We start from the raw sequence: 25,286 nt of genomic DNA, 5'->3' as shown, positions 1-25,286 counted from the left end.
CCAACTCACCTCAGCCTTTGAAGAAGCGAGGATGAGCCGAAAATCCGCGATAGATAACAGTCGGTAAGAAAATTATGCAGGACATCTGTCGCGCCATCTGCAAACATTGTTCGGCAAAAAAGAAAAGGCGAACGCGCAGCTCCTGACCAATGCAATTGTCCACCCCGCCACGCGAGGTGAAAGCCCAGTTGCAGGTCAGGATGATGCCCCGTCAGTCTGCCGCCCCCGATAAGTCCTTGCGTGAAGAAACTCTCCGCTAAACGCCGAAGCAAAGGCGAATTTGGGACGTCCGGATGGCGTCAGGATACAAGGGGCCCATCCCTTCGATCTCGTGATCGACCAACCCCGCCAAATGGCTGACCGGCTCAATGCATGTGTAGCGGCTGTCCGGCGCGTGAATCACAAGATGGGAAAGCCCGCGCGCGCGGAGCTCCATGCTTGTTCCACAGGCCCAACGGACAGCCACGCTGCGCCAGTCAGACAGGTAACGGGTCTTCATCTCCGCATCGACAGGCCGCGCATTGCGGCTTTGCCCGGTCGGCAAACAGTCCGCACCCATCGGCCAGAGCCTAGAAGCATCATCCGTGATATTCCGCGGCTCCTTGAAATAAGGGTGCCAGCCGAGCCCGGCCGGCATCGGCACTGTGTCGCGGTTTTCGATCGAAAGGGTCAGCACGAATGAAGTCCCGGTCAGTTCGAACTGTTGCCAGGCGCGAAATGACCACGGCCAAACAGACGAGGCCGTCCAGTCAAACCGCATTGTTGCAGCAGTCTCCGAACATGACTCAATCTCCCAGGCGAACCGGCTGGTCATGCCATGGAGCGCATGCGGCGTGGTTTCTGGATGGACGGGCAGATTCGCGACTCGGTCTCCAAACGCCAACCGCGCGCCAATTATTCGGTTGTGGAACGGGATGAGCGGATAGGCGCCCGCCTTGGGCCAGCAGTCCGGATCGAAAGCCTCCGTACCCATCGGCACAAGTACGTCCCGCCCGTCATGGCGCAACAGCGAAAGCCGTCCGCCCAGGTCGGGCGCGAGTTCAACTTCGAGACCGCCATTGACCAGTCGAACACGCATCAGGCGATGCGATAGCGACGGATCGTTTCGGCGTCTGGCGCAGGTGCGAGGCCGCTTACATCGGGCACAGTGATCTTACCGTCGACGGGAAGTGGCATGTCCGCATAGAGATAGGCGTCCGGCCACACATAAAGGTGCTCGAACAACACCGGGGCCGGCAAAGTGGCGCACACATGCAGGGTCGCGAAGTATCCGGGCCCGAAATACGGTGAATGCGGCATGACCGACAAACCGGCCTCTTCCGCCATCCGCAGCACCTTCATCATCTCCGAAAGGCCACCAACCTTTGTCACGCTCGGTTGCGGGTACCGCACCAGCCCGGACGCAATCAGCTCGCGAAATTGCCAGGAGGTGCAAAGGTTCTCACCGCCTGACAGGGCGACCCCCGCACGAGAAACCTCGGCAAGTGGCGTCATGTCCTCGGGCGGAAATGTCGGCTCCTCGAGCCACAAAGTATCGCGCTCGGCGAGCCAGGCGGCCATGTCGCGCGCTTCCTCCGCGCTCCAGCTGCAATTCACATCAACCATCATATCGGCATCACCGCGAATTGCGTAACACGCCTCGATGTCCGGGCGCGTGATCTCGTGCAGTTTGATGTGACGATAGCCTTCGCGAACGGCGCGTTCGGTGAAGCCGGCGGCGACTTGCGGATCGCCATAGCGCACGAGACTGGCGTAAGCCGGCACTTTCGCGCGCCGCTGCGGCCCGATCAGCCGGTGCAGCGGAACCCCTTCCGCACGGGCCTTGATGTCCCACAACGCAAGATCGACCCCGGACAGCGCAAAGATCGTGATGCCATACCGCCCGAAAAGCGCCAGCCGACGCTGCAAAATCTCGGAAAACTCGGCCGGGTCGTCAAAATCACAGCCAATCAGAAGCGGCACGACCGAACGGTCCAGCATGGCTTTGACCGCGGCACCGCAGAAATATCCAAACGCCTCGCCCCACCCTTCGATACCGTCTTCGGTAACGACGCGAACGAGTACTGTCTCCAACGTGTTCCACGTTCCCGGAGTAAGCCCCTCGCCCTTTCCGCCATCGGTGAACGGGATCGACAGGAGCAGCGTTTCGACCTCGGCTATCTTCATTCGCCCGATCTCCATTTGTCGATATCGGCTGCGAAGTTTGCCTCGGCATATCCACCGCCAACGGCAAGCCCCGCAATACCGGGCACAGGCGCTGCGCCGCGAATGGAGGGGTCGGCGAGGTGATCATCGGGATGGTCCGCGCACTGGAAACCATGTCTGGCAAGACCCGAATTGTCGAAGAACGGAGCCTCGCAGGGCGCGGTTGCAAAAAGCGCCGCATGCCCCGGCGTGCGCCTTTCGAGAACCTTGCCGATCAGGCGCGCAAGATCCCGGAAACTGATCCACATATGCCGGCGGCGTTCGTCCGGTACCTCCGAGCCGCAATTACCGATCCTGAGACTGGTCGTACTGAGGCCGTGCGCGTCGCCATAATAGGCCATCACCGCCTCGCCGAAAATCTTGGAGACGCCGTACCATCCGTCCGGGCGCGGAGGCGCCGTCTCGGCCAGTGGCGTCGAACTGCGGGGCCAGAACCCCCAACCGTGGTTCGAGCTGGTGTAAATGACCTGTCCGACCCCATGACGCACTGCGGCGTCCATCATTGCGACCAGACCACGATAGTTGACGTCGAGCGTTTCCTCGAAGGTGATCGCCTCCCCGTGCGAAGCCGCAAGATGCAGGATCGCATCCACGCCTTCGACGGCGCGTTCGATCACGGCCGGGTCCGTGATGTCTCCAGCGACGACCTCGTATCCTTCGCAATCCGGAGACGGCGCTCGCATCGAGAGCCTCAGCGTGTGGTCGCGGGCCAACTCTTCGCGCAGGCCCGTGCCGACAATGCCTCTTGCTCCGGTCACCAGAATTTTCATGTCAGTTCCCCATCGCGGTGTTCGGCAGCCAGGTCACGATCCCCGGCACCAGCGCCATCAACAGGAAGGTGGCCAGCATCACCAGCAGGAACGGCGTGCTGCCGCGAATATACTCTTTGACCGAGCAATCGAGCATGCCGCAGACCGTGAACATCGAAACACCGATTGGCGGGGTGTTCGACCCCATCGTCACGATCGTCACCATGAGCACACCGAAATGGATCGGGTCGAAGCCCATATTGACAAGGATCGGTGTGAAGAGCGGGGTCAGGAGCAAGACATTCACGGTCGCCTCCATCACCGTACCGGCGAGAACCAGAAAACCGAGGATCAGCAGAAGAGTAAGCGTCGGGTTCGTGGTCAGATGCGTGATCGCGTCCGCCAACTGCGCTGGCGCCTGTTCCAGAACGATGACGTAGCCAAGCACTGCCGCCACGATAATGATCAGCATGATCATGCCAATATCGGAGAGCGATTGCATGGTCGCATCCCAGAGCTTCGCCCAAGTGAGCTCGCGGTAGATGAGTGCGCCGACAATGATCGAGTACAAGATTACGAAGGCGCCCGCCTCGGTCGCGGTCACCAGACCGAACCGAAACCCGATCAGAAGGAAAATCGGGAACATCAACGCCCAGAAGGCGCTAAGCGCCGCGCTGCCGACTTCACGCAGCGTCGGTACGGGCATGTCATCGGCCCCGTAGCCATGCTTGCGCGCGGCGAAATAGGTGTAGCCCATGAGCACACTCGTCAGGAGGATGCCCGGAATGATGCCTGCAAGAAGCAGCTTGCCGACCGACACATTGGCGATAAAGCCGTAGACGATCAGGCCGATGGAGGGAGGGATCGTCGCGGTGATGATCGATGAGTAGCAGATCACACCAGCGGTAAAGCCCTTGGAGTAGCCCCTGGCGATCATCGGCATACCCAGCAAACGCGCCTGCATCGCCGCATCGGCAACGGCAGAGCCCGAAATACCGCCCATGAGGAGGCTGAGTACGATCGATATCTGCGCCAGTCCGCCAACCGACCAGCCGACAAGAACCCGGCTGAAACGCACAAGACGTCCGGCGATACCCGATGCAACCATGATGTTGCCGGCCATCACGAAGAAGGGAATGGCCATCAGCGGATAGGATTGCGTGGCGGCGACCATCTTCTGGACGGCGATGGAGCTGGGCAGATAGTCGCCTGTCAGAAAGGTTGGAGCGCTGGCCAGAAGCAGCGCGATTGCGACCGGAAGCCCCAGGATCACGGCCACGACAAACAGGGCGACGCCAAGAAGGAGCATTACAATTCTCCCTTTGCACGAGAACCGAGGCGTTCCGTCACGAGCCTCGCGATATTCTCGATGCAGGTCACGCCCATCATCGCAAAGGCGACGCTGATACTGGCCGCGACCCATGAAAACGGAATTCTGGTCAGAGGCAGAGGCCGCCGCCGCGACAGGTGAACGAAGTCGAGCGAGACATAGACCACGCCCATGACCAGGCAAAAGACGAGAACATTCCGGAGAATGCCCATCCAGAATTCACTGCCTGCGGGGAGCCGGCCGCTCAACAGGTCCACCGAAAAATGGCTCGAGCGCCGGAAGGCGATGCTCGCCGACAGGGCGCATGTCCACGCGAAGAAGATCTGCGTGATCTCGATAACCCAAATATTCGGGGTGGCGAGGAACCGGGTCACGGTCGCCCAGAAGACAAGACCGATGACAGTGGCCAGGCAAACGGCCGCAGCGATGACTTCCGCAAAACGGAAGGCGTTATAGACGCGGTTCACATCGTCCTCCCCTCAAGAAGCCCCGCTCCCCGGCCACCCAGCCGGGGAGCGGGCATGATGTCACTGGTTCAATTCCGCCTGGACGGCGGCAAGAGCGTCAGACAGGCCAAGCCCCTCGATCTCCGCTTCCGCCGCAGCGCGGAATTCGGTCTTGTCGATGTCGGAGATCGTCATGCCCTTCTCTTCCATGAAGGCATAGTCCGAATCCATCTGGGCAATGGTCATGGCAGACATCTGCCGTCCGGCTTCCTTGGCTGCATCGGCGACGATTGCGTGATCCTCCGCGCTGAGCCGGCTCCACCAGGCGTCGCCCACAACGATTCCGGTGATCAGCTGAATGTGCTCCGTTTTCGTCAGGTACTTGGTCACCTCGTAGAAGCGCGAACCGACTGCGCCGGCCGGCTGCGACTCCACGGCATCGATCGCGCCCAATTGCAGTGCCGAGTAAATCTCGGACCAGGCGAGCGGCGTCGGAACACCACCGAGGGCCCGACCGGCGGCCACCCAGACCGGCGCGCCCGGCGTGCGCAGACGGACACCTTCCATATCGGCCCTGGCATTGATCGGCTTGTTGGTCATCAGGTTACGCGGACCCTGATACCAGTTGAAGGCCAGCGTGACGAAACCACTATCCTGGCGCAGCTGCTCGGCCCATTCGTCGAACGTTGCCGACGAGGTAAAACGATCAGCCTCATCGTAACTCGCGAAAACATAAGGCGCGCCGATGATACCAAGCTCCGGCGTGAAGGCCGCAAGCAGGTTGGGATCGGTGAAGGCCGCCACGTCGGCACCGGCCAGCGCCTGGTCCATCAGTTCCTGCGTGTCGCCGAGCTGACCGTTCGGATACACCTTGACCTCGATCCGACCTTCCGTTTTTTCGGCCAGGATATCCTTGAAGATATTGAAGCCTTTGATGATCGGATCGCTCTCGGCCTGAACGGAACCGATCCGCAGGATGACGTCGGCGGCCATGGCAGGTCCCGCCACCACAGAGACCGCGAGCGCGGTTGCAAGCACAAAATGTTTCATGTTTTCCTCCTCTTCTGGATGGTACGCCGTGGCTCAACCCCTTCGGCGATGAATTTTCCGCAATGCGTGGGAGTTCCGGCCGTCATGAGAATGCAGCCAGGTCTTCCGGAAGCAGATCAAGCGGAACGTTTTGATATGCGACCGGCCTAAGGAAGCGACGGATCGACAGAGTGCCGACCGACGTCGCGCCGAAATTCGTTGAAGCGGGATAAGGGCCACCATGGATCATCGAGTCCACGACCTCGACCCCGGTCGGATAGCCGTTGACGAGCATGCGCCCCGCCTTTCGCTCCAGAACCGGTAGCAACCGGCCCGCCAGCGGCCTGTCGCCGTCATCGATCTGGAGAGTCGCGGTCAACTGTCCGCTCAAACAATGCGCCAGGGGCAGCATTGCCTCCGGGCGCGCCACGCGAACCACGAGACCGATCGGACCGAATATCTCTTCAGCGAGCGTATCGTCCGCGCCGAATGCATCGCCCGAAATCTCGTAGAGGCTGGCCCCGGCGGCCCGTCCCTGAACGTTGTTCGCCACCACCTTGCGAATGACATCGGAGTCGTCGAAAGCCTGCTTGCCCGCGCAGAAGGCCGCAACGATTCCGTCCGTCAACATGGCCTGCGGTGAGACGGCGGCAAGCGCGTCGGCCGCAGCGGCCACGAAGACATCACCGGCATCGCCGGCGGGCACGAAGGCAATGCCTGGCTTGGTGCAAAACTGCCCCGCGCCCATGGCGAGCGACGCCGCCCAGCCCCGGCCCATCTCTTCCGCCCGCGCATCGAGCGCGGCCGGCAGCACGAAAACCGGATTGACCGATCCAAGTTCGCCGAAGAAGGGAATGGGTTCGGCGCGCGAGGCGCAAAGGTCAAAAAGCGCACGACCACCCGCCAGCGAACCGGTGAAACCCACGGCCTTGACGAGCGGATGCAGCACAAGCGCCTCGCCGACGCTGCGGTCATCTCCCTGGATCAGGCTGAAGACACCGGGCGCAATGCCCCGCGCCTTGATTGCTGCCAGAATGGCCTCGGCCACGATTTCGCCCGTCCCCGGATGCGCGGGATGCCCCTTGACCAGCACCGGACAGCCCGCCGCCAGCGCGGCTGCCGTATCGCCTCCCGCCGTGGAGAAGGCGAGCGGAAAGTTCGAGGCGCCAAAGACTGCGACCGGTCCGACGGGGCGCTGCATCATTCGGATTTCAGGCCGGGGGGCCGGCTGGCGATCGGGAAGCGCCGGATCGACCCGGCGGTCCAGATACGCGCCGTCCACGATGTGCCGGGCAAACAGCCTCAATTGATTTGCGGTGCGCCCGCATTCGGATTGCAGACGGACAATGGGAAGACCGGTTTCCTGCGAGCCAATCCGTGTGATCGGCTCGATGCGCGCCTCGATTTCGTTGGCGATCGCTTGCAGGAACGCCGCACGGTCCTCGCGCCGGCTGAAACCATAGGACCAGAACGCCTCTTCCGCAGCCTGTGCGGCCCGATCGACCAGCCCGGCATTGCCGGCAAAGACCTGATGCGCTGGCCCGCTGGCCGGGTTCGACATGAACGTCCGGTCAGTGGCAACCCACTCTCCTTTGATCAGGTTCCGGCCATGAAGCGCGTCAATCATTGTCATACCCCCGCGGACCGCCCCGCCCCGAAAGCCGGTACCGATCGCTGTCGCAGAACGCCGTAGACTCTCCCGGACGTTCGAGCCCGGTTGTTGCGCATGTCATGCATCCATCAGGCTCCCCCAGTCGACGAAGCGCATCTGAAGGACCTCGACATCGCCCCAAATGCCCTCGCGGCTGTAGACCTCACGCTCCAGATAGGCGTCCAGCGCAGCCCGGTCAGGAAAGCGGCACAGGACGACAGACCCGGCCATTTCGCCGTCGCTGTCCAGAATCGCGCCGCCATCGACAATCGTGCCCGCCCGCTTCTCGTCCTTCAGGCCGGCCATGTGCTCGGCCCGGGCGGCCATGCGTTGGGCCTGTCGGCCGGGCGCATCGCGACAGATCAGGGCAAAATCCATCACGCCCTCCCCTTCACGAGCGGGGGAGAAAGATGATAGCCGCGCTTTTCGTAGTCGAACTCTTGGAGTTTGTTGACCGGTGCGCTCTTGTCCACCGGACTGGCGTAATAGGCCCGGATCTCCACGATGCGGGATATGTCGTCATTGAACACGTACCACTCGTCACCGCGCAGCACTTCACCGATCGCGGTTTTCCAATGGGTCCACTCGATCACCCCTTCACGCCCGTCGGCCGTGCACAACACCTTTTCGATGGTCCATTTGCTGCCCAGCGTTTCCACGCACCAGACCCACCCCTCGGCAATCGCCTTCGCGCCTCGCCAGGGCGCGCCGGGCAGACCGGGCGGGAAGTAGTGAACGGCGTCCGGCGTGAAGCATTCGATCAACCCCTGGAGATCGGCCGCATTGCACATGTCGAAATAATGGCGGATCAGCGCCTCCGCCTTGGCAGCCTCCGCAGTCACAGGTCGTTCCCCTCGGCCAGCCAGGCCTTGTATTCCTCCAGCGTTTCCGGACCGGCGGGATACGTGCCGAAAAGCGAAGCACCAGCATCGATCTTGGTGAAGATGAAACGCTCCCGCCGCTCCTGCTCGTAGCTGTCCTCGGCGATCTCCGCTGCCAGCGCGCGCGGGATCACGGTGACGCCATCGGCGTCTCCGACAACGATATCGCCCGGATAGACGGCGACACCGCCACAGCCGATCGGCTCCTGCATGGCGATTGCCCGGTGATAGGCAGGTCGCGTCGTCGCGGTATTGAGGCGGCAATAGGCGGGAAAGGGCATCGTGCCGATCTCGGCGCCATCGCGGAAAGCGCCATCCGTGACGGCCGCCGCGACGCCCTTGCGCATCATGCGGGTGATCAACATGTTTCCGGCCGACGCAGCCGAGGGATCGTTGCGGCTGTCGATCATCATGACCTGCCCCTCGTCGATGGCCTCGACCGCCTCCCATTGCAGGTTGTCCTCACCGCGAACCTTCAGGTCCTCGAGGCTCCAGTCCTTGTCTTCGCGGCTCGGAATAAACCGAAGCGTGAAAGCCTCACCCGCAAAGGCGCCCGCGTCGCGATTGAGCGGCGACAATCCAACCAGGAATTGCTGCCGAAAGCCGCGCTTGAAAAGCTGGGTGGTCAGGGTGCCCTGGCTGCATTTCTTGAGTTTTTCCAACGTATCCCTGGAAATGTCGATCGCCGGCTGCACCGCTTGCTCCTCCTGCTACTATTGCGGCGAGCGGATCCTCGGCATCTGCTCGCGTTTCGGAGGACTCGTAACCGCGAGGTCATTTGGAGGCAAACAGAGTGAAATCATTTTGTATCATGATGTGATATGAACTCAATTTCGAGTGCATTGATGCCGGAATAATTTATGCGCAATATCATAATGTAATACATTTTGTGGGAGGATAAGGTGAACGACAAGATCTTCCATCCGCCGGCAAGAACGCCTGCCGGAACCGGACTGCTCACCAAGGCAATCGATGTCCTGGAAATGATCGCCGGCCGGCCCGGCGATATCGAGAGCGCCGAACTGGCCGAACTCACAGGCATCCCGAAGCCGACGCTTTATCGCATCCTCGCAGCACTCTCGGCGCGCGGACTGGTGCGTTCGGACGGCCACCGACATCGCTACTCACTCGGATACCAGATCGTCGAAATGGCGATGAATGTGTGGGCGAGCTCGGATCTGCCAATCCTCGCGGCGACGGAATTGCGCCGGCTGCGCGACCTTTCCGGCGAAACGGCCTATCTGGCCGTCATGCGTGAAGGCGGCGTTCTTTCGATCGCACGGTCGGAGGGCGCGCATCCGCAACGCTCTGCTACACAGCCCGGCGCGGTCAAGCCGCTGCATTGCACCAGCCAGGGCAAATCGATTCTCGCCTATATGCAGAACGATCAGCGGGCGCGTTTGCTCCCCTCACCGCTCGAGCGAATGACCGAAAAAACCATCACGGACGCCACACTCCTCAAGCTTGAACTTGCCCGCATCCGTAATCGCGGCTTCGCCATCGACGACGAGGAAATCCTGATGGGAACCCGTTGCGTCGGCGCGCCGATCCTCGACAAGAATGGCGCTCCCGTCGCCGCGATCTCCGTTGCCGGACCGACCTTTCGCATGACGATGGAACGCGCCGAGTTTCTGGGCAAGGAGGTTGCCGCCGTCGCCCAACAGGTCTCGGAGATATTCAATGCCCGCACCGCGCGGACAGATCTGGTTGACGGACATCAGGCCCTCACCTCCACGCCCGCGTTTCACGGCATTTCTCCGCACTGGGACGCAACAGGCGGGAGACTGGTCTGGGCGGACCGCTTCGCTCCGGCACTCTTCGAAACGCACGGCGAAACGACCAGGGAACTGGCCGGCTTTGCAGACCCGATCCGGGCGGTCAGCGTTCATCCTCACTGGGGCACGGTGGTCTTTTTCCCTGACAGGATCGATTTCCTGGACCTCTCCCGCAGCCAAGCCGTTACCGAAACGAGAGTGACAGCGAGCGCCACGGTCGGTAATGCCCTCTGGGCCGGACTGTCATCGCCGGCGCGGCAATCCGCGCTTGCCAGGATCGAGGCGAGCGGCCAGTTCGGCGATCATATCGAGGTTCCCGGTCCCATCGCGGGGATTGCCGTGTTGAACGACGAAGAAATATATCTCTGCCTGGAAGACACCGGCACGATCTATCATCTGCACCTGCCAACGCGACGCCTGCGGCGCTTTGCAGAAATCCCACGCGCCGCCGGCCAGCCCGTGGACCTTTCCGTCGATGGCATGGGGCGACTGTGGCTCGCCTTGAAAGACGGCTGGAACGTGGTGCAACTGGACGAGGTCGGCGAGATCGAGGCCTCGCTGCCCCTGCCGGTGCGGCATCCGACGGGCATCGCTTGCGGAGGAGAGGACAACCGCACGCTGTTCGTCACCTCGTCGCGCTACGAGCTCACACAGGACGACCTGACCACCGCACCGCTTTCCGGACACCTCCTGCAGGTCCACGTCCGCTAGGTAGCCAGTGGATGCGCCGGTAACCAGAGCGCCCGCTCCGAAAGCCAGATGGCTTCTGCTGGATCGCGCGCCTTAACTGACAGAGGCGTTAGACTGCGATCAGGCTCTGTAGTCCAAGCTTGCGCTTGAGCAATCAGGCGGCGACACGGCGAGAACCGCGGATCGAGCAGATCTTCGCAACGAGATGGCGTGACGCGAGGAAATTGAGCCACAGATCGACTCACCATCGGCACTTTATTTATATCAGATATGCTGATATCCAACATTTTCCATCAATCACACGGACCAGACATGAGCGGCAACGTCCTTGTAGTCGATCCATCGGAGCGGCCCGACCTCATACGGGGACTCGCCAGCGAGGTTCGCATTTCCATTCTCAAGCTCCTTCGGGACGGCGAGGAAAAGAACGTCAACCAGATCGCCGAGCGGCTGGGGCTTCCGCAATCGACGGTTTCCTCCAATCTCCAGGTGCTGGAAGATGTGGGCCTCGTGACGACGGAGAGCCGAAAGGCGCGCAAAGGCAGCCAGAAGGTTTGCCGGACGGCCTTTTCGGAGATCCTGGTGGGCTTTCACGACGACCTCAAGGAGGCGGGAGATGGCTCGATCGAAGTCTCCATGCCGCTTGGCCTCTATACGACCTGCGAGGTGACGGCACCGTGCGGACTGTGCTCGGCGGAAGGCGTCATCGGACTGCTCGACGTGCCCAACACCTTCCTCGAGCCGGATCGCATGAAGGCCGGTTTGCTGTGGTTCACCAGAGGTTACGTCGAGTACCAGTTCCCGAACAACACCAAGCTCAACCGCACGAAGCCGACAGCGCTGGAATTCTCCATGGAGCTGAGTTCGGAGGTGCCGGGCACGGCGGCCGACTGGCCCTCGGACATATTCCTGCAGGTCAACGGCGTCGAAATCGGGACGTGGACGTCACCGGGCGACTTCGGAGACAAGCGCGGCGTTCACACGCCCAGTTGGTGGAAGCTCGCGGGATCGCAGTATGGGAAGCTGAAGAACTGGCGGATCAACGGCAGCGGCAGCTTCATCGACGGCGTTCAGATTTCCGACGTGACGCTCGACGATCTGCAGATCGACCATCACCGATCCATACGCATGCGGATCGGCGTGAAGGAAGACGCCGAACATCCCGGAGGGATGAACATTTTCGGCAAGGGCTTCGGCAATTACGACCAGGATATCGTGCTGCGCATCACCACCTGAGGGGGTGAACCCCTCGAAATTGGGCTTGACTAAGCCCCGCTCCTCACGCTTACTCTAACGCAATAACCGGTACAAACCGGATCTTGTGTTTTAAATATGGGAGGAGCGGCGTGGAGGCACACGTCACGGCGCACGCGCGCTATGTGATCGCGGATATCGACAACCGCCTCTATGGATCGTTCCTCGAACATCTGGGGCGCGCGGTCTACACCGGTATCTACGAACCCGATCACCCGACAGCCGACGAAAACGGCATGCGCCGCGACGTCATCGACCTCGTTCGTGAACTGGACACACCCATCTGCCGCTATCCGGGCGGCAATTTCGTCTCCGCTTACAACTGGGAAGACGGCATCGGGCCAAAAGACGAACGCCCGACCCGGCTGGACCTGGCGTGGCATACGTCGGAATCGAACCAGGTCGGCATTCACGAATTCGCCGAATGGGCGAAAGCCGCCAACACCGAGATGATGCTGGCCGTCAATCTCGGTTCGCGCGGGCTGGATGACGCCCGCAACTTCGTCGAGTACGTCAACCATCCCGGCGGCAGCTACTGGTCCGACCTTCGAAAGAAGAACGGCCGGGCAGATCCGTGGGATGTCAGGCTCTGGTGCCTCGGCAACGAGATGGACGGCCCCTGGCAGGTCGGACACAAGAGCGCCGCCGAATACGGCCACCTCGCCAACGAGACGGCCAAGGCGCTGCGTGCGTTCGATGACAAGCTGGACCTGATTGTCTGCGGCTCCTCGCATTCGGACATGGCCACCTATCCGCAGTGGGAAGCGACCGTACTGGAAAGCACCTACGATCAGGTCGATTTCATCTCCCTGCACATGTATTTCGAGAACTACGAGAAAAACACGGCGGAGTATCTCGCCCTGCCGGAGAAACTCGACCGCTATATCGGTACGGTCGGCGGCGTCATCGATTACGTCAAGGCGAAGCGGCGCGCCAAGCATGACGTCAAGATTTCCTTCGACGAATGGAATGTCTGGTACCACGAGCGCAAGAACGACGCGAAACGAATGAAGGAATGGGGATGGCCCCATGCCCCGGCGCTTCTGGAGGACATCTACAATTTCGAGGACGTGCTGCAGGTCGGCTGCATCCTCAACACTTTCATCCGGCGCTCGGACCTGGTCCGTATCGCGTGTATAGCGCAGCTCGTGAACGTCATCGCGCCGATCATGACCTCGCCCGGCGGCGGCGCATGGAAGCAGACGATCTACCATCCCTTCCATTTCGCCTCGCGCTTCGGGCGCGGCACCGCGCTTCAGCTCGATGTGGACTGCCCGTCCTACGACGCCGACATAGCAAGCGGCGTCAGCTATCTGGATATCGCCGGCGTCCATGACAGCGATGCCGGAACGCTGACCTTCTTCGCCGTCAACCGCAACGGCGCGGAGCCGATGGATATCGAGATTTCCGTCGAAGGTTTCGGGGAGGCGAAATCTGTCGAGCACACGCTGATCAAGCATGACGATCTCGAAGCGACGAATACCGAGGCGAACCCTGAAAACGTGAAGCCCGAGACGAAGGGAGGAGCTTCGATCTCCGGCGGCAAGGTCGCGGTCACCGTACCGCAGCATTCCTACTCGATGATCAGGGTGCAGCTCTAGGAAAGACTTTACCGCGGCTGGGAGGCCGCACACCCAGGGAGGAAGAAGCAGATGTTCAACTACAGTAGCTTTGCAAAAACTGCGCTGGTCGCCACGGCGTTGATGACCACATCGGTGCAGGCGCAGGAAACCGTTGTCTGGTGGGATTTTCTCGGCGGCGGCGACGGCGTGCGCATGAAACAGATGATCTCGGATTTCAATGCCGCGCATGAAGGCGAGATCACCATCGACGCGACCACGCTGGAATGGGGCGTTCCGTTCTACTCGAAGGTCCAGACTTCGGCTGCCGTGGGAGAGGCGCCGGACATCATGACCTACCATGCCAGCCGCATTCCGCTGGCCGTCGACCAGGGTATCCTGCAGGAAATCACCGCCGACGATTGGGCCACGATGGGCCTGTCCGAGGACGACTATGCCGATGCGACCTGGAATGCGGTGACGATCGACGGCAAGCAATACGCCGTGCCGCTCGATACCCACCCCATCGTTCTCTACTACAACAAGGACGTGCTCGCCGAGGCAGGCCTTCTCAACGACGACGGAACGCCAAAGGGCATGGATAGCCGCGAAGGCTTCACCGCGACATTGCAGGCGCTCAAGGATGCCGGTTCCGTCAAGTTCCCGCTTGGCAGCGTGACAGCCGACGGCAACTTCATGTTCCGTACCATCTATTCCCTGATGGGCCAGCAGGACGGCGAACTGATGACCGACGGCGAGTTCCTTGCCGGCGACAACAAGGAAAAGCTGCAGAACGCCCTGGGCGTGTTGGCCGAATGGACCAATGACGGCCTGCAATCCACCTACACCGACTATCCCGCCACCGTGGCGCTGTTCACCAGCGGCGAAGCTGCGATGATGATCAACGGCGTCTGGGAAGTTCCGACGATGACCGACCTGCACGAGCAGGGAAAGCTGTTCGAATGGGGCGCGGTGGAACTGCCGGTGATCTTCGACCATGCGTCGACCTATGCCGATAGCCACGCCTTCGCCATTCCGGCCAACAAGGGCAAGGAGATGACGCCCGAGAAACGGGCGGCGGTTCTGGAAGTGATGAGCTGGATCTCGAAGAATTCGCTGTTCTGGGCAACCGCCGGACACATCCCGGCCTATGGCCCGGTCACGGCGTCCGACGAGTACAAGGCGATGGAACCGAACGCCACTTATTCCAGCCTGACCGAGAACATGATCTTCGACCCGAAGACGCCGCTTGCCGGAGTCGCCGGCCCGATCTTCGACGTCATGTCGACCTATTTCGTGCCGACGCTCAACGGCGAAATGGAACCGTCCGAGGCGGTCGAGGAAATCCAGTATGAACTGAACGACATGCAGTAGGTTACTCCCGGCCGGGGCGGCCTTCGTGTCGCCCCGGATTTCCATTTAGCGGCGCAGGGGAAGGAAATTGATCCGCAATCCCGGAAAAGAAGCGCTGGTCGCCTATTTGCTGATCGCACCGTTCGTCGCGGTCTATGCACTGATCTTCATCTATCCGACCGTGCAGATGTTCCTGCTTTCGTTCACCGACGCCGGACTGATCGGCGGCGGGGACTTTGTGGGGCTGGACAATTACGAACGACTGCCGCGCGATCGCCGCTTTGACACCGCGTTCTGGAACACCGCCTATTTCGTCCTGCTCACCGTGATCCCGGGTACGGTCGTGGCGCTCGGCATTTCGCTAGGTGTGACGCGGCTGTCGGGGCGGCTTCAGGCGCTGGTCCTGGCGCTTTTCTTCCTGCCCTACATCCTGCCCGTATCCGTGGTCTATCGCCTGTGGGACTGGACGCTGAATTTCCAGTTCGGCATTGCGATGCATCTCTTCGACTTCTTCGGCATGGACCGGGTGCCGATCTTCAAGGTGACAGCCTGGTTCATGCCGGCGGTCGCCTTTGTCACGGTCTGGTGGACCTGCGGTTTTTCCGTATTGCTGTTCCTCGCCGGACTGCGCGCCATCCCGCGCGAAATCTACGAGGCCGCGTCGCTGGACAACGCCACGCGCTGGACCACGTTCCGGAAGGTGACATGGCCGCTGCTTTGGCCGGTCACGTCGCTGGTGCTGACGATCCAGTTGATCGTGCAGCTCAAGATCTTCGACCAGGTCTACCTGTTCTCGACCGGCGGCAGGCCGAACGACAACCTCGTCATGGTCTACTATATTTTCCAGCGCGCGTTTCAGTCCGACCAGGGCGGCCGCGCCGCTGCCGTGGCGGTTGTGCTTTTCATCATGGTCATCATCGTGTCGGTGCTGAACTTCCAGCTGATGCGGCTAAGCGGGGGCCGCAACCGATGAACGCCGCCAACGCCCGCCGTTTCAACGCCGCCGGCGCGGCGATCACCGCGATTACCGTGATCTGCGCCATGATCTGGGCGTTTCCGATCTACTGGGGCATCGTCAGCTCACTGAAGCCCGACGACGAGGTCGTACGGTCCTACATCGAACTCTGGCCCGACACACTCACTTTCGAGCACTACATATTCGCCCTGACGCAAACGCAAATCGGTTACTGGTACGTGAACTCGATCGCCACCGCGATCGGCGTTACGGTTCTGACCGTCGGCACATCTGTCTTCGCGGGCTACGCAATCTCGCAGCTGCGCTTCCCGCTCAGGCGTCCGCTGTGGTGGCTGATCCTCGCCAGCTTCATGGTGCCGACCCAGGTGCTCATCATCAACCACTTCGTCCTGATGGCGAATATGGGCCTTCTGAACACCTGGGCCGGTATCATCCTGCCGCAGCTCATCCATCCGGTCGTGATCATCGTCTACAAGCAGTTCTTCGACCAGGTTCCGCATGATTTCCGCGAAGCGGCTATCATGGACAACGCTTCCGAATGGCGGATCCTCTTCAAGGTTTACATCCCCATGAATTGGGGTGTCACGACAGCACTGTCGATCGTCACCTTCATCTGGGCATGGAATGCATTCCTATGGCCGTTCCTCGCGGTCACCAAGACCGACATGATGACGATCACGGTCGGTATCACGCAGACGAATGACAGTTTCGGCGTCTACTACGCGAGCGAACTGGCCGCCGCTGTGCTGGCCGGCTTGCCGGTCGCACTGGCCTATCTTCTGTTCCAGCGCAGGGTGACCGAAGCGATCACGCTATCGGCCGGCATCAAGGGTTAGAGGTCTTTAATCCAGATCCTGAGCGGTCCGAGTTCCTGAAATCCGTATCGCATCATTGCCGTGAGTTCATCGCCGCTGGAATAGCTGACGACCGGCAGTCCGTCCCCGAAATCTGAGGACAAGGCGGCCGCCGTGGCAATTACCTCCGAGTCAGGACGGCCGAACAGGTTTGAGAGGCCAACGCAGTCCGAAGACCGGTTGGCGATGAACCCGGCCAAGAAGCCCTCGCCGTCCGCGCGCCCGAATATGGCGATCCGCGGGTCATTCAGGATGTCGGGCACGAAGATACGCCGGTCTGCGGGTGATCCGCCGCGGTTCCACGCAGTCTCCCAGTGCTCGAGGGCGGGCGACGTTTCGATCCGCATCCATCCTTCGTCTGCGTGTGAAATCGCATCGGCATCCGCCCGGACCCAGGATGCGTCGAACAGGACACGGAAGCCGAGCGGGGCCAGATCGAGCCGGTTGTTGCCGTCCTTGACAGAGAAAGGGTCCGGATTCCGCGTCAGGCGCGTCCGGATGGCGTCCAAAGCGTCGCTCGTATCCGCTCGCGGCAGGAGACTTAGGTCCGAATAGTATGGAGGCGGCGGGTCCATTGCGACGAACGCGCGTTCTTCGCGCCAATAACGTAAACCGTTGGCGTTAAAGACAATTTCGTAGAGATCGGCGTTGTTTTCCCACGCCAGGGCGATGCGCGGATCGCCGCGCTCACCCATGGGCGTGATAGGCTTGGCCTGCCTGATCGAACAGGTGCACGGCCGACGGATCGAAGGTCAGATCGATGTCGTCGCCCGGAGCCACTTCGGACTTGCCGCTGTCCTGCGCGATGAGTTCGCTGCCGTCCCGCAAGGCGCAATGGATCAGCGTCCGTTCGCCGAGCCGTTCAACGACCCCGGCGGTGGCGCGGGTGGTGGCGGGATCGCCGCCGGCACCTGCCACGCGTATGCCTTCAGGACGGATGCCGAGTTCGTAAGCGCCTGAGCCGGGATGATCGACATGAAGCGGCACTTCCGTGCCGTCCGGAAGCCGAGCGACGGTGTTGTCGCTCGCAGCCACATCGGCTTTCAGGAAATTCATGCCGGGGCTGCCGACAAAGCCGGCCACGAACCGCGAAGCCGGCCGCAGATAGACCTCCATCGGCGTCCCGATCTGCTCGATCCGCCTGTTGTTCAGGACGACGATACGGTCGGCGAGCGTCATGGCCTCGGTCTGGTCATGGGTGACGTAGATCATCGTCGCCTTCATGCGCTGATGAAGTTCCGCCAGTTCGACCCGGGTGCGCACGCGCAAGGCCGCATCGAGGTTGGACAGCGGTTCGTCGAAAAGAAACGCCTTCGGCTCCTTCACGATGGCGCGGCCGATGGCAACGCGCTGACGCTGCCCGCCGGAAAGCTGCGACGGCCGCCGTTCGAGCAGTTCCTCCATCTCGAGGATACGCGCCGCATCCTTGACCCGGCGCTCGATTTCGCTGCCGGACATCCCGATATTGTGGAGCCCGAACGCCATGTTATCCCGCACCGTCATGTGCGGGTAGAGCGCGTAGTTCTGGAACACCATGGCGACGCCGCGCTGCCCCGGCGCAAGTTGCTCGCATCTGTTTCCGCCAATGGTCAGCGTGCCGCTGTCGATCGTCTCGAGACCCGCGATCATTCTCAAAAGCGTGGACTTCCCCGACCCCGAAGGACCGAGAAAAACGACAAGCTCCTCCGAATGAACCACCAGCGAAAGATCGTCGATGACCTTCACGCTGCCGAAACTCTTCGACACATTCGCCAATTCGATATTCGCCATGAACTCCTCCCGAGTGATCATGAAACCACTTTTTCGGGTACACATCCAGAGTCAAGGTATTTAACTGTTCGCACTACACCGCTTTCCGGCTCGGCGACCAACAATTCATCGGTCACGGGCGTCACGCATCGGCGAGACGACCTGCTTGTGGCGTTTCAACACGAGATTGCCTCGCGGGCACACCGCCGCTTGCAAAAGTGCAATTCGGTTCGCCATCGCGAACCCGATTCATTCGCTGACATGTAGCTCTGCGGCTGTTTCAACAGGCCGAACTCCTTCAGCGAAAGCCCATCTATGCAGCCTAAGTGATGATCCGGCAGGCCCGGATCAGTTTCAGCAGCCTGGGGATGCTCGACAAGGTGTTGAAGGCATAGAAGGTCTGGCTCTCGACACCGCCATAACTCGCCTTGTGTTTCGCCAGGTTTCGCACCGGGTAGACGAAGCGGTTTGTGAGAGAATTGCGGTACATGAACCTGAAGGCGCGCCTTGCCAACCGGTTCCTTTGAAAGACCTTGTCTTCGATGTGGTGAAACGGCGAGAGACCGAGGTTCAGCGTTGCGACGCCCTCGGACTGAAATGTCTCGATCGCGGTGCGAACCATGAAATAGGACGCAAGCGGATCCGTCGTCGGCAGCCAGCGCCGTGTCGTCGAGAGATAGCCTTTTATCCGTCCTTTCTCAAAAACCGGATCGAAGAAGGCAAATCCTTCCGGCTCGCCATCGCGGTTGAGAAGGAAGAACTTTCTGACGCCCGGTTCGTCGGCTAGCACTACGGGGCGAACGAGAAAGTGCAACTCCCGGCGCTTTGTCACTTTCGTGCGTCGCCAGCGATCCGAGATTGCCCGCACGTCGGCTGGATCGAGGTCGCTCAACGACATCTCCCGCACCTGGTATCCGCCGGCGGAAAACCGGTTTGAAGCAGTCCGGAAACTGCGCCGTTTCGGACCATCGAAGGAATAGGTGTCGAGATCGATGATATTCTCGCACCCAAACTGGTTCACCCAGAAGGACCGCCGCGAAAGAATTTCCGCCGTATTCAGGGATGCCTGGCAAAAAACCGCATCCGGATGCGCGGCGACAAAGGCGTCTATCAGTTCCTCATGTCGGGCTCGGTCGGCAATCGGATCAGCCAGCACGAACGCCGTATTTCCGACCTTGCAGTAAGACAGGAAACCCCGCTCGTCTCCGAAATGCGAAAGCTCCGGCTGGAATGCGACCGAATAGGCGAGAGCGAATCCGCCATGCTGTTCAAGCAACCTGTAGCGAATGTCCTCCGGGATAGTCTCCATCGCGCGGCGAGCTCAGGATCGTTCGCAATGCGGAGCGAAAGCGCGGGGAACCCGTGCCGGAAGCAACCAGTGCATTTCCCGGCAACAAGACGACCGCAATCTCTTCACGACCAGACAGATCATCAAAGCCCGCCCGACAGCGTCACCAAAAATACTGCTGGCGCCTCGTAATTCTGGAAACTCAGATCGGTAAACATCGAGGAATAACCTGCCGTTTCAAACAGAATGCAACCAACACGACATAAATCGTGGACGATTATGACCGATCTCGAGCGGGTTGGCGACACCGGTTTGGCAGAGGCTTCTCAGCGCGTTCGAAGACCGGATTCGGCAGGGGCAACCAACCGTTTGCCCCCATGTCGCGATCAGGGATTGGATCGCGCTGGCCCTGTCCACAGGTCTTGGGGTTGATCGCCAACCCTGCGATGCGTAAGGCATGAGCCTCTCAGCAGGGAAAGCGCGTTCGCAATCAACATGAAGACAATCACAGTCGATGAAATCCCCGGCGCAGTCGGAACCGAGATTGGCCGGTCCGAATGGCGCGCCGTCACGCAGGAAATGATCGACCGTTTCGCGGACGCGACGGATGACCATCAGTGGATCCATCAGGACCCCGAGCGCGCAGCGAAGGAAACGCCCTATGGCGGCACGATCGCGCATGGCTTCCTGACATTGTCCATGCTGTCGACCCTGGCCTTCGAGGCCCTGCCGACCCTCGTGGGATCGGTGATGGGGATCAATTACGGTTTCGAGAAGATCCGTTTCATGGCGCCGGTGCGCACGGGATCGCGCATCCGTGCCATATTCATCCTGACGAAAGCTGACATTCGCCCGTCGGGTCGTGTTCTCAACACGTATGACGTCAAGATCGAGATCGAGAACAGCGTCAAGCCTGCCCTGACCGCGACATGGATGACCATGTCCATTCTGGAGCGCGACTGACACGGCAGTTCCGGCCGATCGTCAGCCCTGCTGATATGCGCGAAGCGCTTTCGCGACTTCACCGATCGCAGCGAGCGGCATCTGTCCGAAGATGACCCCGCGTCCCGGCCGCCGCGCCGTCAGCGTCGCCTCGGTCTGATCCCAGAACCGGACGACCGTGCCGTAGACGAAATTTTCGTAGGGCTCGTCGATCGGCGATCTGAAATCGTACCGGCCGAGATAGTCCGTCCGCGTGAGCCGGTCGAAAAACCGGCCGACCGCACTGCGGTCATCCGTCAGATTACCGGTTGTCGGGGCATCCAGAAACGCATCGAGATCGCGCAAGACCGGGCCGAGCGCGCGCGGATCGCCCTTTGCATAGGGCCACTTGATGACACGCGTCCGTCGCGATGTCCTGCCGCGCGTATGCACGACGGTGATGCGCATGAATTCGCACCCGCTCCAGGATTCGAGACCGGCAAGCACGGTGCAATCGGTGTGGCCGACTTTACCCGCATGAACCTCACCGAAATCCGCGACGGGCCGGATGCCCGCTTCCTTCGCCATTTTGGCGGCTATCGTGTCGAGCATGTCTCGTCCCGGTGTGTCGGCCCCGGAGGGAGTCGAACACAAACGGCTTAAGACGAAGTTGACCGGACGGAAACCGCGATCGAAGTTCCTAGTGTCCGCGCGCGGCGTCTCGCAGAAACTCGAAGGCATAATCGGAAAACGACCGCCAGCACTCGACCCGGAACGCATCCTCCGCCGTGCGGAAAAGGACGACCTCGATCTTGCCCATCACCGTGCGCGAACATGCACCGACGGGAAATGCCTCGGGCGACAGGTCTTGCGGGCAGCCGGCATTCAGCACATCGGACGCCTGCGTTCCGGTCACGAGGATAGCGGTATTGCGGTGCGACACGTCCACCGCCGAATGAAGCGCGGTTGCGCGGGCGAGATCGGCCATTGGATCCCGGTCGCCTTCCTCGATCACCAGCCATTCGTCCGGCCCAAGCCAGAGCACGGACCGCGCCCCGGCAACCGCGGATTGCTTGGGCCGGGTCGGCAAGTCGATCCCAAGGCCCTTGGACACGGCAGAAATCGAATCCTGCGGCGCGCGCAGCGAAACGCGCATCGCCGGTTCCGCCGGCGCGATGGAGACGGACGCACCGCCGGCAGCCCGTCCTGCCAACGGCAATTCACGCGCGATCTGGGCCTCAGCCATGGAGCCGGCCTCCCTCTTCGTCAAAAAACACCGTGCCGCGAATCTCGACCTCGATGACACCGTCCGGCATCGGCACGTAAAGCGTTTCACCCATGCGATTATGGCCGTTCTCGACCAGCGCCATCGCGATCGGAGCGCCGCAATTCTCGGACCAGTAGGACGATGAAACCCAGCCGATCATCTTCATCGGGATCGCCTGTTTCGGATCGTCGACGATCTGGGCGCCTTCCTCCAGCACGGTCTTGCCATCCTTGACCTTGAGTCCGACCAGTTGGCGGCGGCCTTCCGCGACCAGGTCCGAGCGCTTCAGCCCGCGAATGCCGACGAAATCGGTCTTCTTCTTGCCGATGGCCCAGGAAAGGCCGGCATCATGCGGCGTCACCGTGCCGTCGGTGTCCTGGCCGACAATGATGTAGCCCTTTTCGGCACGCAGCACATGCATGGTCTCAGTGCCGTAAAGGCACATCCCCATCGGCGCACCGCGCTCGTAAATCGCATCCCAGACCATGCGTCCGTAATCGGCCGGCACGTTGATCTCGTAGCCGGCCTCGCCGGTAAACGACATGCGGAACACCCGCGCCGGCACGCCGCAGACGGTTCCCTCGGCAACGCTCATATGCGGGAAAGTTTCGTTCGAGAGGTCGATCCCATCCACGAAAGGTTCCACGATTTCGCGCGCCTTCGGTCCCTGCACTGCGATCACAGCCCACTGCTCGGAGGTCGAGGTCAGCCAGACCTTCAGGTCGGGGAATTCGGTCTGGAGATAGTCTTCCATGTGATGGAGCACGCGCGGAGCGCCGCCCGTCGTGGTGGTGACGTGGAAACGGTCTTCCGCGAGGCGTCCGACAACGCCGTCGTCATAGATGAAGCCGTCCTCGCGGCACATGGTGCCATAGCGCAAGCGCCCGACGCCGAGCTTGAGGAAGGGGTTCGTGTAGAGAATGTTCAGGAACTTGGCAGCGTCGGGGCCCACGACCTCGATCTTGCCCAGCGTCGATGCGTCAAACATGCCGGCGACTTCGCGCACCGTCCGGCATTCGCGATTGACCGCTGCATGCATGTCCTCGCCGGCGCGCGGATAGTACCAGGCGCGTTTCCACTGGCCGACATCCTCGAACACGGCGCCCGCCGCTTCTTCCGCCTCGTGCATCGGCGTGCGGCGCACCGGATCGAACAGCTTGCCGCGCGCATGGTTGACGATCGAGCCGAAGGTGGTCGGCGTGTAGGGCGGACGGAATGTCGTCAGACCGACTTTCGGGATTGGCTTGTCGAGCGCTTCCGCGGCGATGGCGAGCCCGTGAAGGTTCGAAAGCTTGCCCTGGTCGGTCGCCATGCCGTTGGTGGTAAACCGCTTGACGTGCTCGATGGAGTGCATGCCTTCCTGCACTGCCAGACGGATATCCTTGGCGGTCACGTCGTTCTGGAAATCGACGAATGCCTTGACCACCTTGCCCGCTTCGGCGCCCGGCCCGGCACCGACCATTCCGCCAGCCCATTTTCCCGCGCTGCCGACACTGATCGCGACGGACGGCTTCTTCGCCTTGGGATGAGCCGCCTTCGCGGCGGCCTCGCCCGCGGCGAGCGCCTCGTTCACCGTGGCTTCGAGCCCGTCCGTGCCGTTGCATGCGCCGATGCTTGCGCAATCTTGCGCGTAGGTCCCGGGCAGGAAACGCCCGGTCTCTTCGTCCCACGCGACTTTGCCGCGCGACTGGGAGAACATGTGCACCGACGGGGTCCAGCCGGCGCTCATGATCAGCGCATCGACGGGAATGACCTCGGTCCTGCCGCCCTTTTTCGGTTCCACCGACATCGAGGCGACGCGCAGCTTTCCGCCTGCCCCGGTCACCGCATGGCCGGTCAGGACCCGAATGCCGAGAACGCCGGCTTCCTCGACGAGGCCGGCATCAGGCTCGTCGCGAATATCCACGATGGCGGGGATGTCCGCGCCGGCCCGCTTGAGATCGAACGCCGCGCCATAGGCGCTGTCATTCGCGGTATAGACGCCAACCTTGCTGCCGACAGCGACACCGTAGTGATTGAGATAGGTGCGCGCAGCCGACGCCAGCATGATGCCCGGCCGGTCGTTATTGGCAAACACCATATGCCGCTCGATCGCGCCGGCGGCGATGATCACCTGGCCGGCACGCACCTGCCACAACCGTTCGCGCGGCATGTCCACTTCCGGCGCGGGCAGATGGTCCGTCACGCGCTCGACAAGTCCAACGAAGTTCTGTGCGTAATAGCCGAAAGCCGTCGTGCGCGTCAGCAGGCGCACATTGTCCATCGCGGCAAGCCGGCCCGCGGCCTGCACGGCCCAGTCATGGCCCGCCATACCGTCAAGCCGCGCCTCGCCTTCGAAGCGCAGCGCTCCGCCGGGATGCGCATTCTCGTCGCACAGAATCACGCGCGCGCCGGATTCCGCCGCTGACAGCGCAGCCGTCAGGCCGGCGACGCCGCCGCCGATCACGAGGACATCGCAATGAACATAGCGCGCAGCATAGGTGTCGGGATCGGCCTCCTTCGGCGCGACGCCGAGCCCGGCCGCGTTGCGGATCACCGGCTCGTAGATGTGTTTCCAGGCCACTTTCGGCCACATGAACGTCTTGTAGTAGAAGCCGGCCGAGAACATCGGAGACCCGATGTCGTTGAGCGCGCCGATATCGAAAGTGAGCGACGGCCAACGGTTCTGGCTGACGGCATCGAGCCCGTCATGAATCTCCTGCACGGTCGCACGGATATTGGGCGTATGGCGCGATGCGTCCCTGCGCACGCCGACAAGCGCGGAGGGCTCTTCTGGGCCAGCCGAAAGGATGCCGCGCGGCCTGTGATATTTGAAGGACCGGCCAACCAGATGCACATCGTTTGCGATAAGCGCCGAGGCGAGCGTGTCGCCCTGAAGGCCGGTATAGCTCTTGCCGTCGAAGGTGAAGCGCACGGTATTTGCGGGCGTCAGCCGGCCCGCTCCGGCAATGCGATTGGCTCCGGCGGCACTCATTTCGCGCCTTGTCCCTTGCTGGTGTTGATCTGGTTCCCGTTCGCCGCTTCGGCGATATCGGGCTTCGGTTCGCCGGCCTTGTAGGTCGTCAGGAACTTGTCCGACACGCTGTCACGCACCGCGTTGAAGAAACGGCCGCATCCATGCATGTGCCGCCAGCGCTCGAACGTCACCCCCTTGGGGTTTTCGCGATAGAAGAAATAATGCGCGAATTCCTCGTCGGAAATCTCGGCGATGTTCTCCGGCCGGGCGATATGCGCCTCGCCCGCATGGCGAAACTCGAGCTCTGGCCGCTCCTCGCCGCAATAGGGGCAATGGATCAAAAGCATGCGGCT

At 61.6% G+C, this 25,286-nt stretch carries 24 protein-coding genes; 7 read left to right on the top strand and 17 right to left on the bottom strand.

Going from position 1 to position 25,286, the window contains the following annotated elements; genetic code table 11:
• Positions 1 to 256: 256 nt before the first annotated feature.
• The 10 genes from ACQK2M_RS06525 to ACQK2M_RS06480 form a co-directional block, all read right to left on the bottom strand.
• Entirely contained in the window at positions 257 to 1,078 is an 822-nt protein-coding gene (locus ACQK2M_RS06525; protein WP_425417137.1) for an aldose 1-epimerase, read from the bottom strand.
• A complete protein-coding gene (locus tag ACQK2M_RS06520) occupies positions 1,078 to 2,166 on the bottom strand; it encodes a mandelate racemase/muconate lactonizing enzyme family protein (protein ID WP_425417136.1) in 1,089 nt (362 codons plus the stop codon). The genes ACQK2M_RS06525 and ACQK2M_RS06520 overlap by 1 nt, the downstream gene beginning before the upstream one ends.
• A complete protein-coding gene (locus tag ACQK2M_RS06515) occupies positions 2,163 to 2,975 on the bottom strand; it encodes an NAD-dependent epimerase/dehydratase family protein (protein WP_425417135.1) in 813 nt (270 codons plus the stop codon). The genes ACQK2M_RS06520 and ACQK2M_RS06515 overlap by 4 nt, the downstream gene beginning before the upstream one ends.
• A gap of 1 nt (position 2,976) precedes the next feature.
• Complete coding sequence (locus ACQK2M_RS06510) at positions 2,977 to 4,263, bottom strand: TRAP transporter large permease (RefSeq protein WP_223478295.1); 1,287 nt, start codon at positions 4,261 to 4,263, stop codon at positions 2,977 to 2,979.
• Positions 4,263 to 4,751, bottom strand: coding sequence for a TRAP transporter small permease (locus tag ACQK2M_RS06505; RefSeq protein WP_425417134.1), 489 nt, complete (start codon positions 4,749 to 4,751; stop codon positions 4,263 to 4,265). Before ACQK2M_RS06505 ends, ACQK2M_RS06510 begins: the two co-directional genes overlap by 1 nt.
• Before the next feature lie 60 nt (positions 4,752 to 4,811).
• Complete coding sequence (locus tag ACQK2M_RS06500; protein ID WP_425417133.1) at positions 4,812 to 5,780, bottom strand: C4-dicarboxylate TRAP transporter substrate-binding protein; 969 nt, start codon at positions 5,778 to 5,780, stop codon at positions 4,812 to 4,814.
• Between the two features lie 82 nt (positions 5,781 to 5,862).
• Positions 5,863 to 7,386, bottom strand: coding sequence for an aldehyde dehydrogenase (NADP(+)) (locus tag ACQK2M_RS06495; RefSeq protein ID WP_425417132.1), 1,524 nt, complete (start codon positions 7,384 to 7,386; stop codon positions 5,863 to 5,865).
• A gap of 102 nt (positions 7,387 to 7,488) precedes the next feature.
• Complete coding sequence (locus ACQK2M_RS06490) at positions 7,489 to 7,788, bottom strand: YciI family protein (RefSeq protein WP_425417131.1); 300 nt, start codon at positions 7,786 to 7,788, stop codon at positions 7,489 to 7,491.
• Positions 7,788 to 8,252: a nuclear transport factor 2 family protein gene (locus tag ACQK2M_RS06485; protein ID WP_425417130.1), complete on the bottom strand. Its 465-nt coding sequence runs from the start codon at positions 8,250 to 8,252 to the stop codon at positions 7,788 to 7,790. Before ACQK2M_RS06485 ends, ACQK2M_RS06490 begins: the two co-directional genes overlap by 1 nt.
• Positions 8,249 to 8,986 (bottom strand): ribonuclease activity regulator RraA, encoded by a 738-nt coding sequence (locus tag ACQK2M_RS06480; RefSeq protein WP_425417129.1) that lies wholly within the window; start codon positions 8,984 to 8,986, stop codon positions 8,249 to 8,251. The genes ACQK2M_RS06485 and ACQK2M_RS06480 overlap by 4 nt, the downstream gene beginning before the upstream one ends.
• Before the next feature lie 207 nt (positions 8,987 to 9,193).
• Here ACQK2M_RS06480 and ACQK2M_RS06475 point away from each other — a divergent pair, with 207 nt between their 5' ends.
• The 6 genes from ACQK2M_RS06475 (at position 9,194) to ACQK2M_RS06450 (ending at position 16,734) form a co-directional block, all read left to right on the top strand.
• On the top strand, positions 9,194 to 10,777 hold the full coding sequence (locus ACQK2M_RS06475; protein ID WP_425417128.1) for an IclR family transcriptional regulator domain-containing protein: 1,584 nt from the start codon (positions 9,194 to 9,196) through the stop codon (positions 10,775 to 10,777).
• 291 nt (positions 10,778 to 11,068) lie between these two features.
• Positions 11,069 to 11,992 carry an ArsR/SmtB family transcription factor gene (locus ACQK2M_RS06470; protein WP_223478287.1) on the top strand — a complete coding sequence of 308 codons (924 nt, stop codon included), beginning with the start codon at positions 11,069 to 11,071 and terminating at the stop codon, positions 11,990 to 11,992.
• A gap of 110 nt (positions 11,993 to 12,102) precedes the next feature.
• Entirely contained in the window at positions 12,103 to 13,611 is a 1,509-nt protein-coding gene (locus ACQK2M_RS06465; protein ID WP_425417125.1) for an alpha-N-arabinofuranosidase, read from the top strand.
• A 51-nt stretch (positions 13,612 to 13,662) separates the two neighbouring features.
• Positions 13,663 to 14,943, top strand: a complete 1,281-nt coding sequence (locus ACQK2M_RS06460) for an extracellular solute-binding protein (protein ID WP_425417123.1) — start codon at positions 13,663 to 13,665, stop codon at positions 14,941 to 14,943.
• Positions 14,944 to 15,010: 67 nt separating this feature from the next.
• Entirely contained in the window at positions 15,011 to 15,895 is an 885-nt protein-coding gene (locus ACQK2M_RS06455; RefSeq protein ID WP_223478284.1) for a carbohydrate ABC transporter permease, read from the top strand.
• The gene (locus ACQK2M_RS06450) at positions 15,892 to 16,734 is read left to right on the top strand and encodes a carbohydrate ABC transporter permease (RefSeq protein WP_223478283.1); all 843 of its coding nucleotides are present in this window, start codon (positions 15,892 to 15,894) and stop codon (positions 16,732 to 16,734) included. Before ACQK2M_RS06455 ends, ACQK2M_RS06450 begins: the two co-directional genes overlap by 4 nt.
• Here ACQK2M_RS06450 and ACQK2M_RS06445 read toward each other — a convergent pair.
• The 3 genes from ACQK2M_RS06445 to ACQK2M_RS06435 form a co-directional block, all read right to left on the bottom strand.
• Positions 16,731 to 17,447, bottom strand: a complete 717-nt coding sequence (locus ACQK2M_RS06445) for a hypothetical protein (RefSeq protein WP_425417122.1) — start codon at positions 17,445 to 17,447, stop codon at positions 16,731 to 16,733. The genes ACQK2M_RS06450 and ACQK2M_RS06445 overlap by 4 nt on opposite strands.
• On the bottom strand, positions 17,440 to 18,522 hold the full coding sequence (locus ACQK2M_RS06440) for an ABC transporter ATP-binding protein (RefSeq protein ID WP_425417120.1): 1,083 nt from the start codon (positions 18,520 to 18,522) through the stop codon (positions 17,440 to 17,442). Before ACQK2M_RS06440 ends, ACQK2M_RS06445 begins: the two co-directional genes overlap by 8 nt.
• 301 nt (positions 18,523 to 18,823) lie before the next feature.
• Entirely contained in the window at positions 18,824 to 19,810 is a 987-nt protein-coding gene (locus tag ACQK2M_RS06435; RefSeq protein WP_425417119.1) for a phosphatidylglycerol lysyltransferase domain-containing protein, read from the bottom strand.
• Between the two features lie 474 nt (positions 19,811 to 20,284).
• Between ACQK2M_RS06435 and ACQK2M_RS06430 the strand changes: the two genes are divergently transcribed.
• On the top strand, positions 20,285 to 20,752 hold the full coding sequence (locus ACQK2M_RS06430; RefSeq protein WP_425417118.1) for a MaoC family dehydratase: 468 nt from the start codon (positions 20,285 to 20,287) through the stop codon (positions 20,750 to 20,752).
• A 21-nt stretch (positions 20,753 to 20,773) separates the two neighbouring features.
• Here ACQK2M_RS06430 and ACQK2M_RS06425 read toward each other — a convergent pair whose 3' ends face one another.
• From ACQK2M_RS06425 to ACQK2M_RS06410, 4 genes are all read right to left on the bottom strand, one after another.
• The gene (locus tag ACQK2M_RS06425; protein WP_425417117.1) at positions 20,774 to 21,322 is read right to left on the bottom strand and encodes a hypothetical protein; all 549 of its coding nucleotides are present in this window, start codon (positions 21,320 to 21,322) and stop codon (positions 20,774 to 20,776) included.
• An 88-nt stretch (positions 21,323 to 21,410) separates the two neighbouring features.
• A complete protein-coding gene (locus tag ACQK2M_RS06420; protein WP_425417115.1) occupies positions 21,411 to 21,956 on the bottom strand; it encodes a sarcosine oxidase subunit gamma in 546 nt (181 codons plus the stop codon).
• Positions 21,949 to 24,951: a sarcosine oxidase subunit alpha gene (locus tag ACQK2M_RS06415; protein ID WP_425417114.1), complete on the bottom strand. Its 3,003-nt coding sequence runs from the start codon at positions 24,949 to 24,951 to the stop codon at positions 21,949 to 21,951. Before ACQK2M_RS06415 ends, ACQK2M_RS06420 begins: the two co-directional genes overlap by 8 nt.
• Positions 24,948 to 25,280, bottom strand: coding sequence for a sarcosine oxidase subunit delta (locus ACQK2M_RS06410; RefSeq protein WP_425417113.1), 333 nt, complete (start codon positions 25,278 to 25,280; stop codon positions 24,948 to 24,950). The genes ACQK2M_RS06415 and ACQK2M_RS06410 overlap by 4 nt, the downstream gene beginning before the upstream one ends.
• Positions 25,281 to 25,286: the final 6 nt, after the last annotated feature.

Source organism: Oricola indica (assembly GCF_965227485.1).
Lineage (GTDB): Bacteria > Pseudomonadota > Alphaproteobacteria > Rhizobiales > Rhizobiaceae > Oricola > Oricola indica.
Note: the sequence above shows the minus strand (reverse complement) of the source record. Positions and strands in the feature narration are given on the sequence as shown.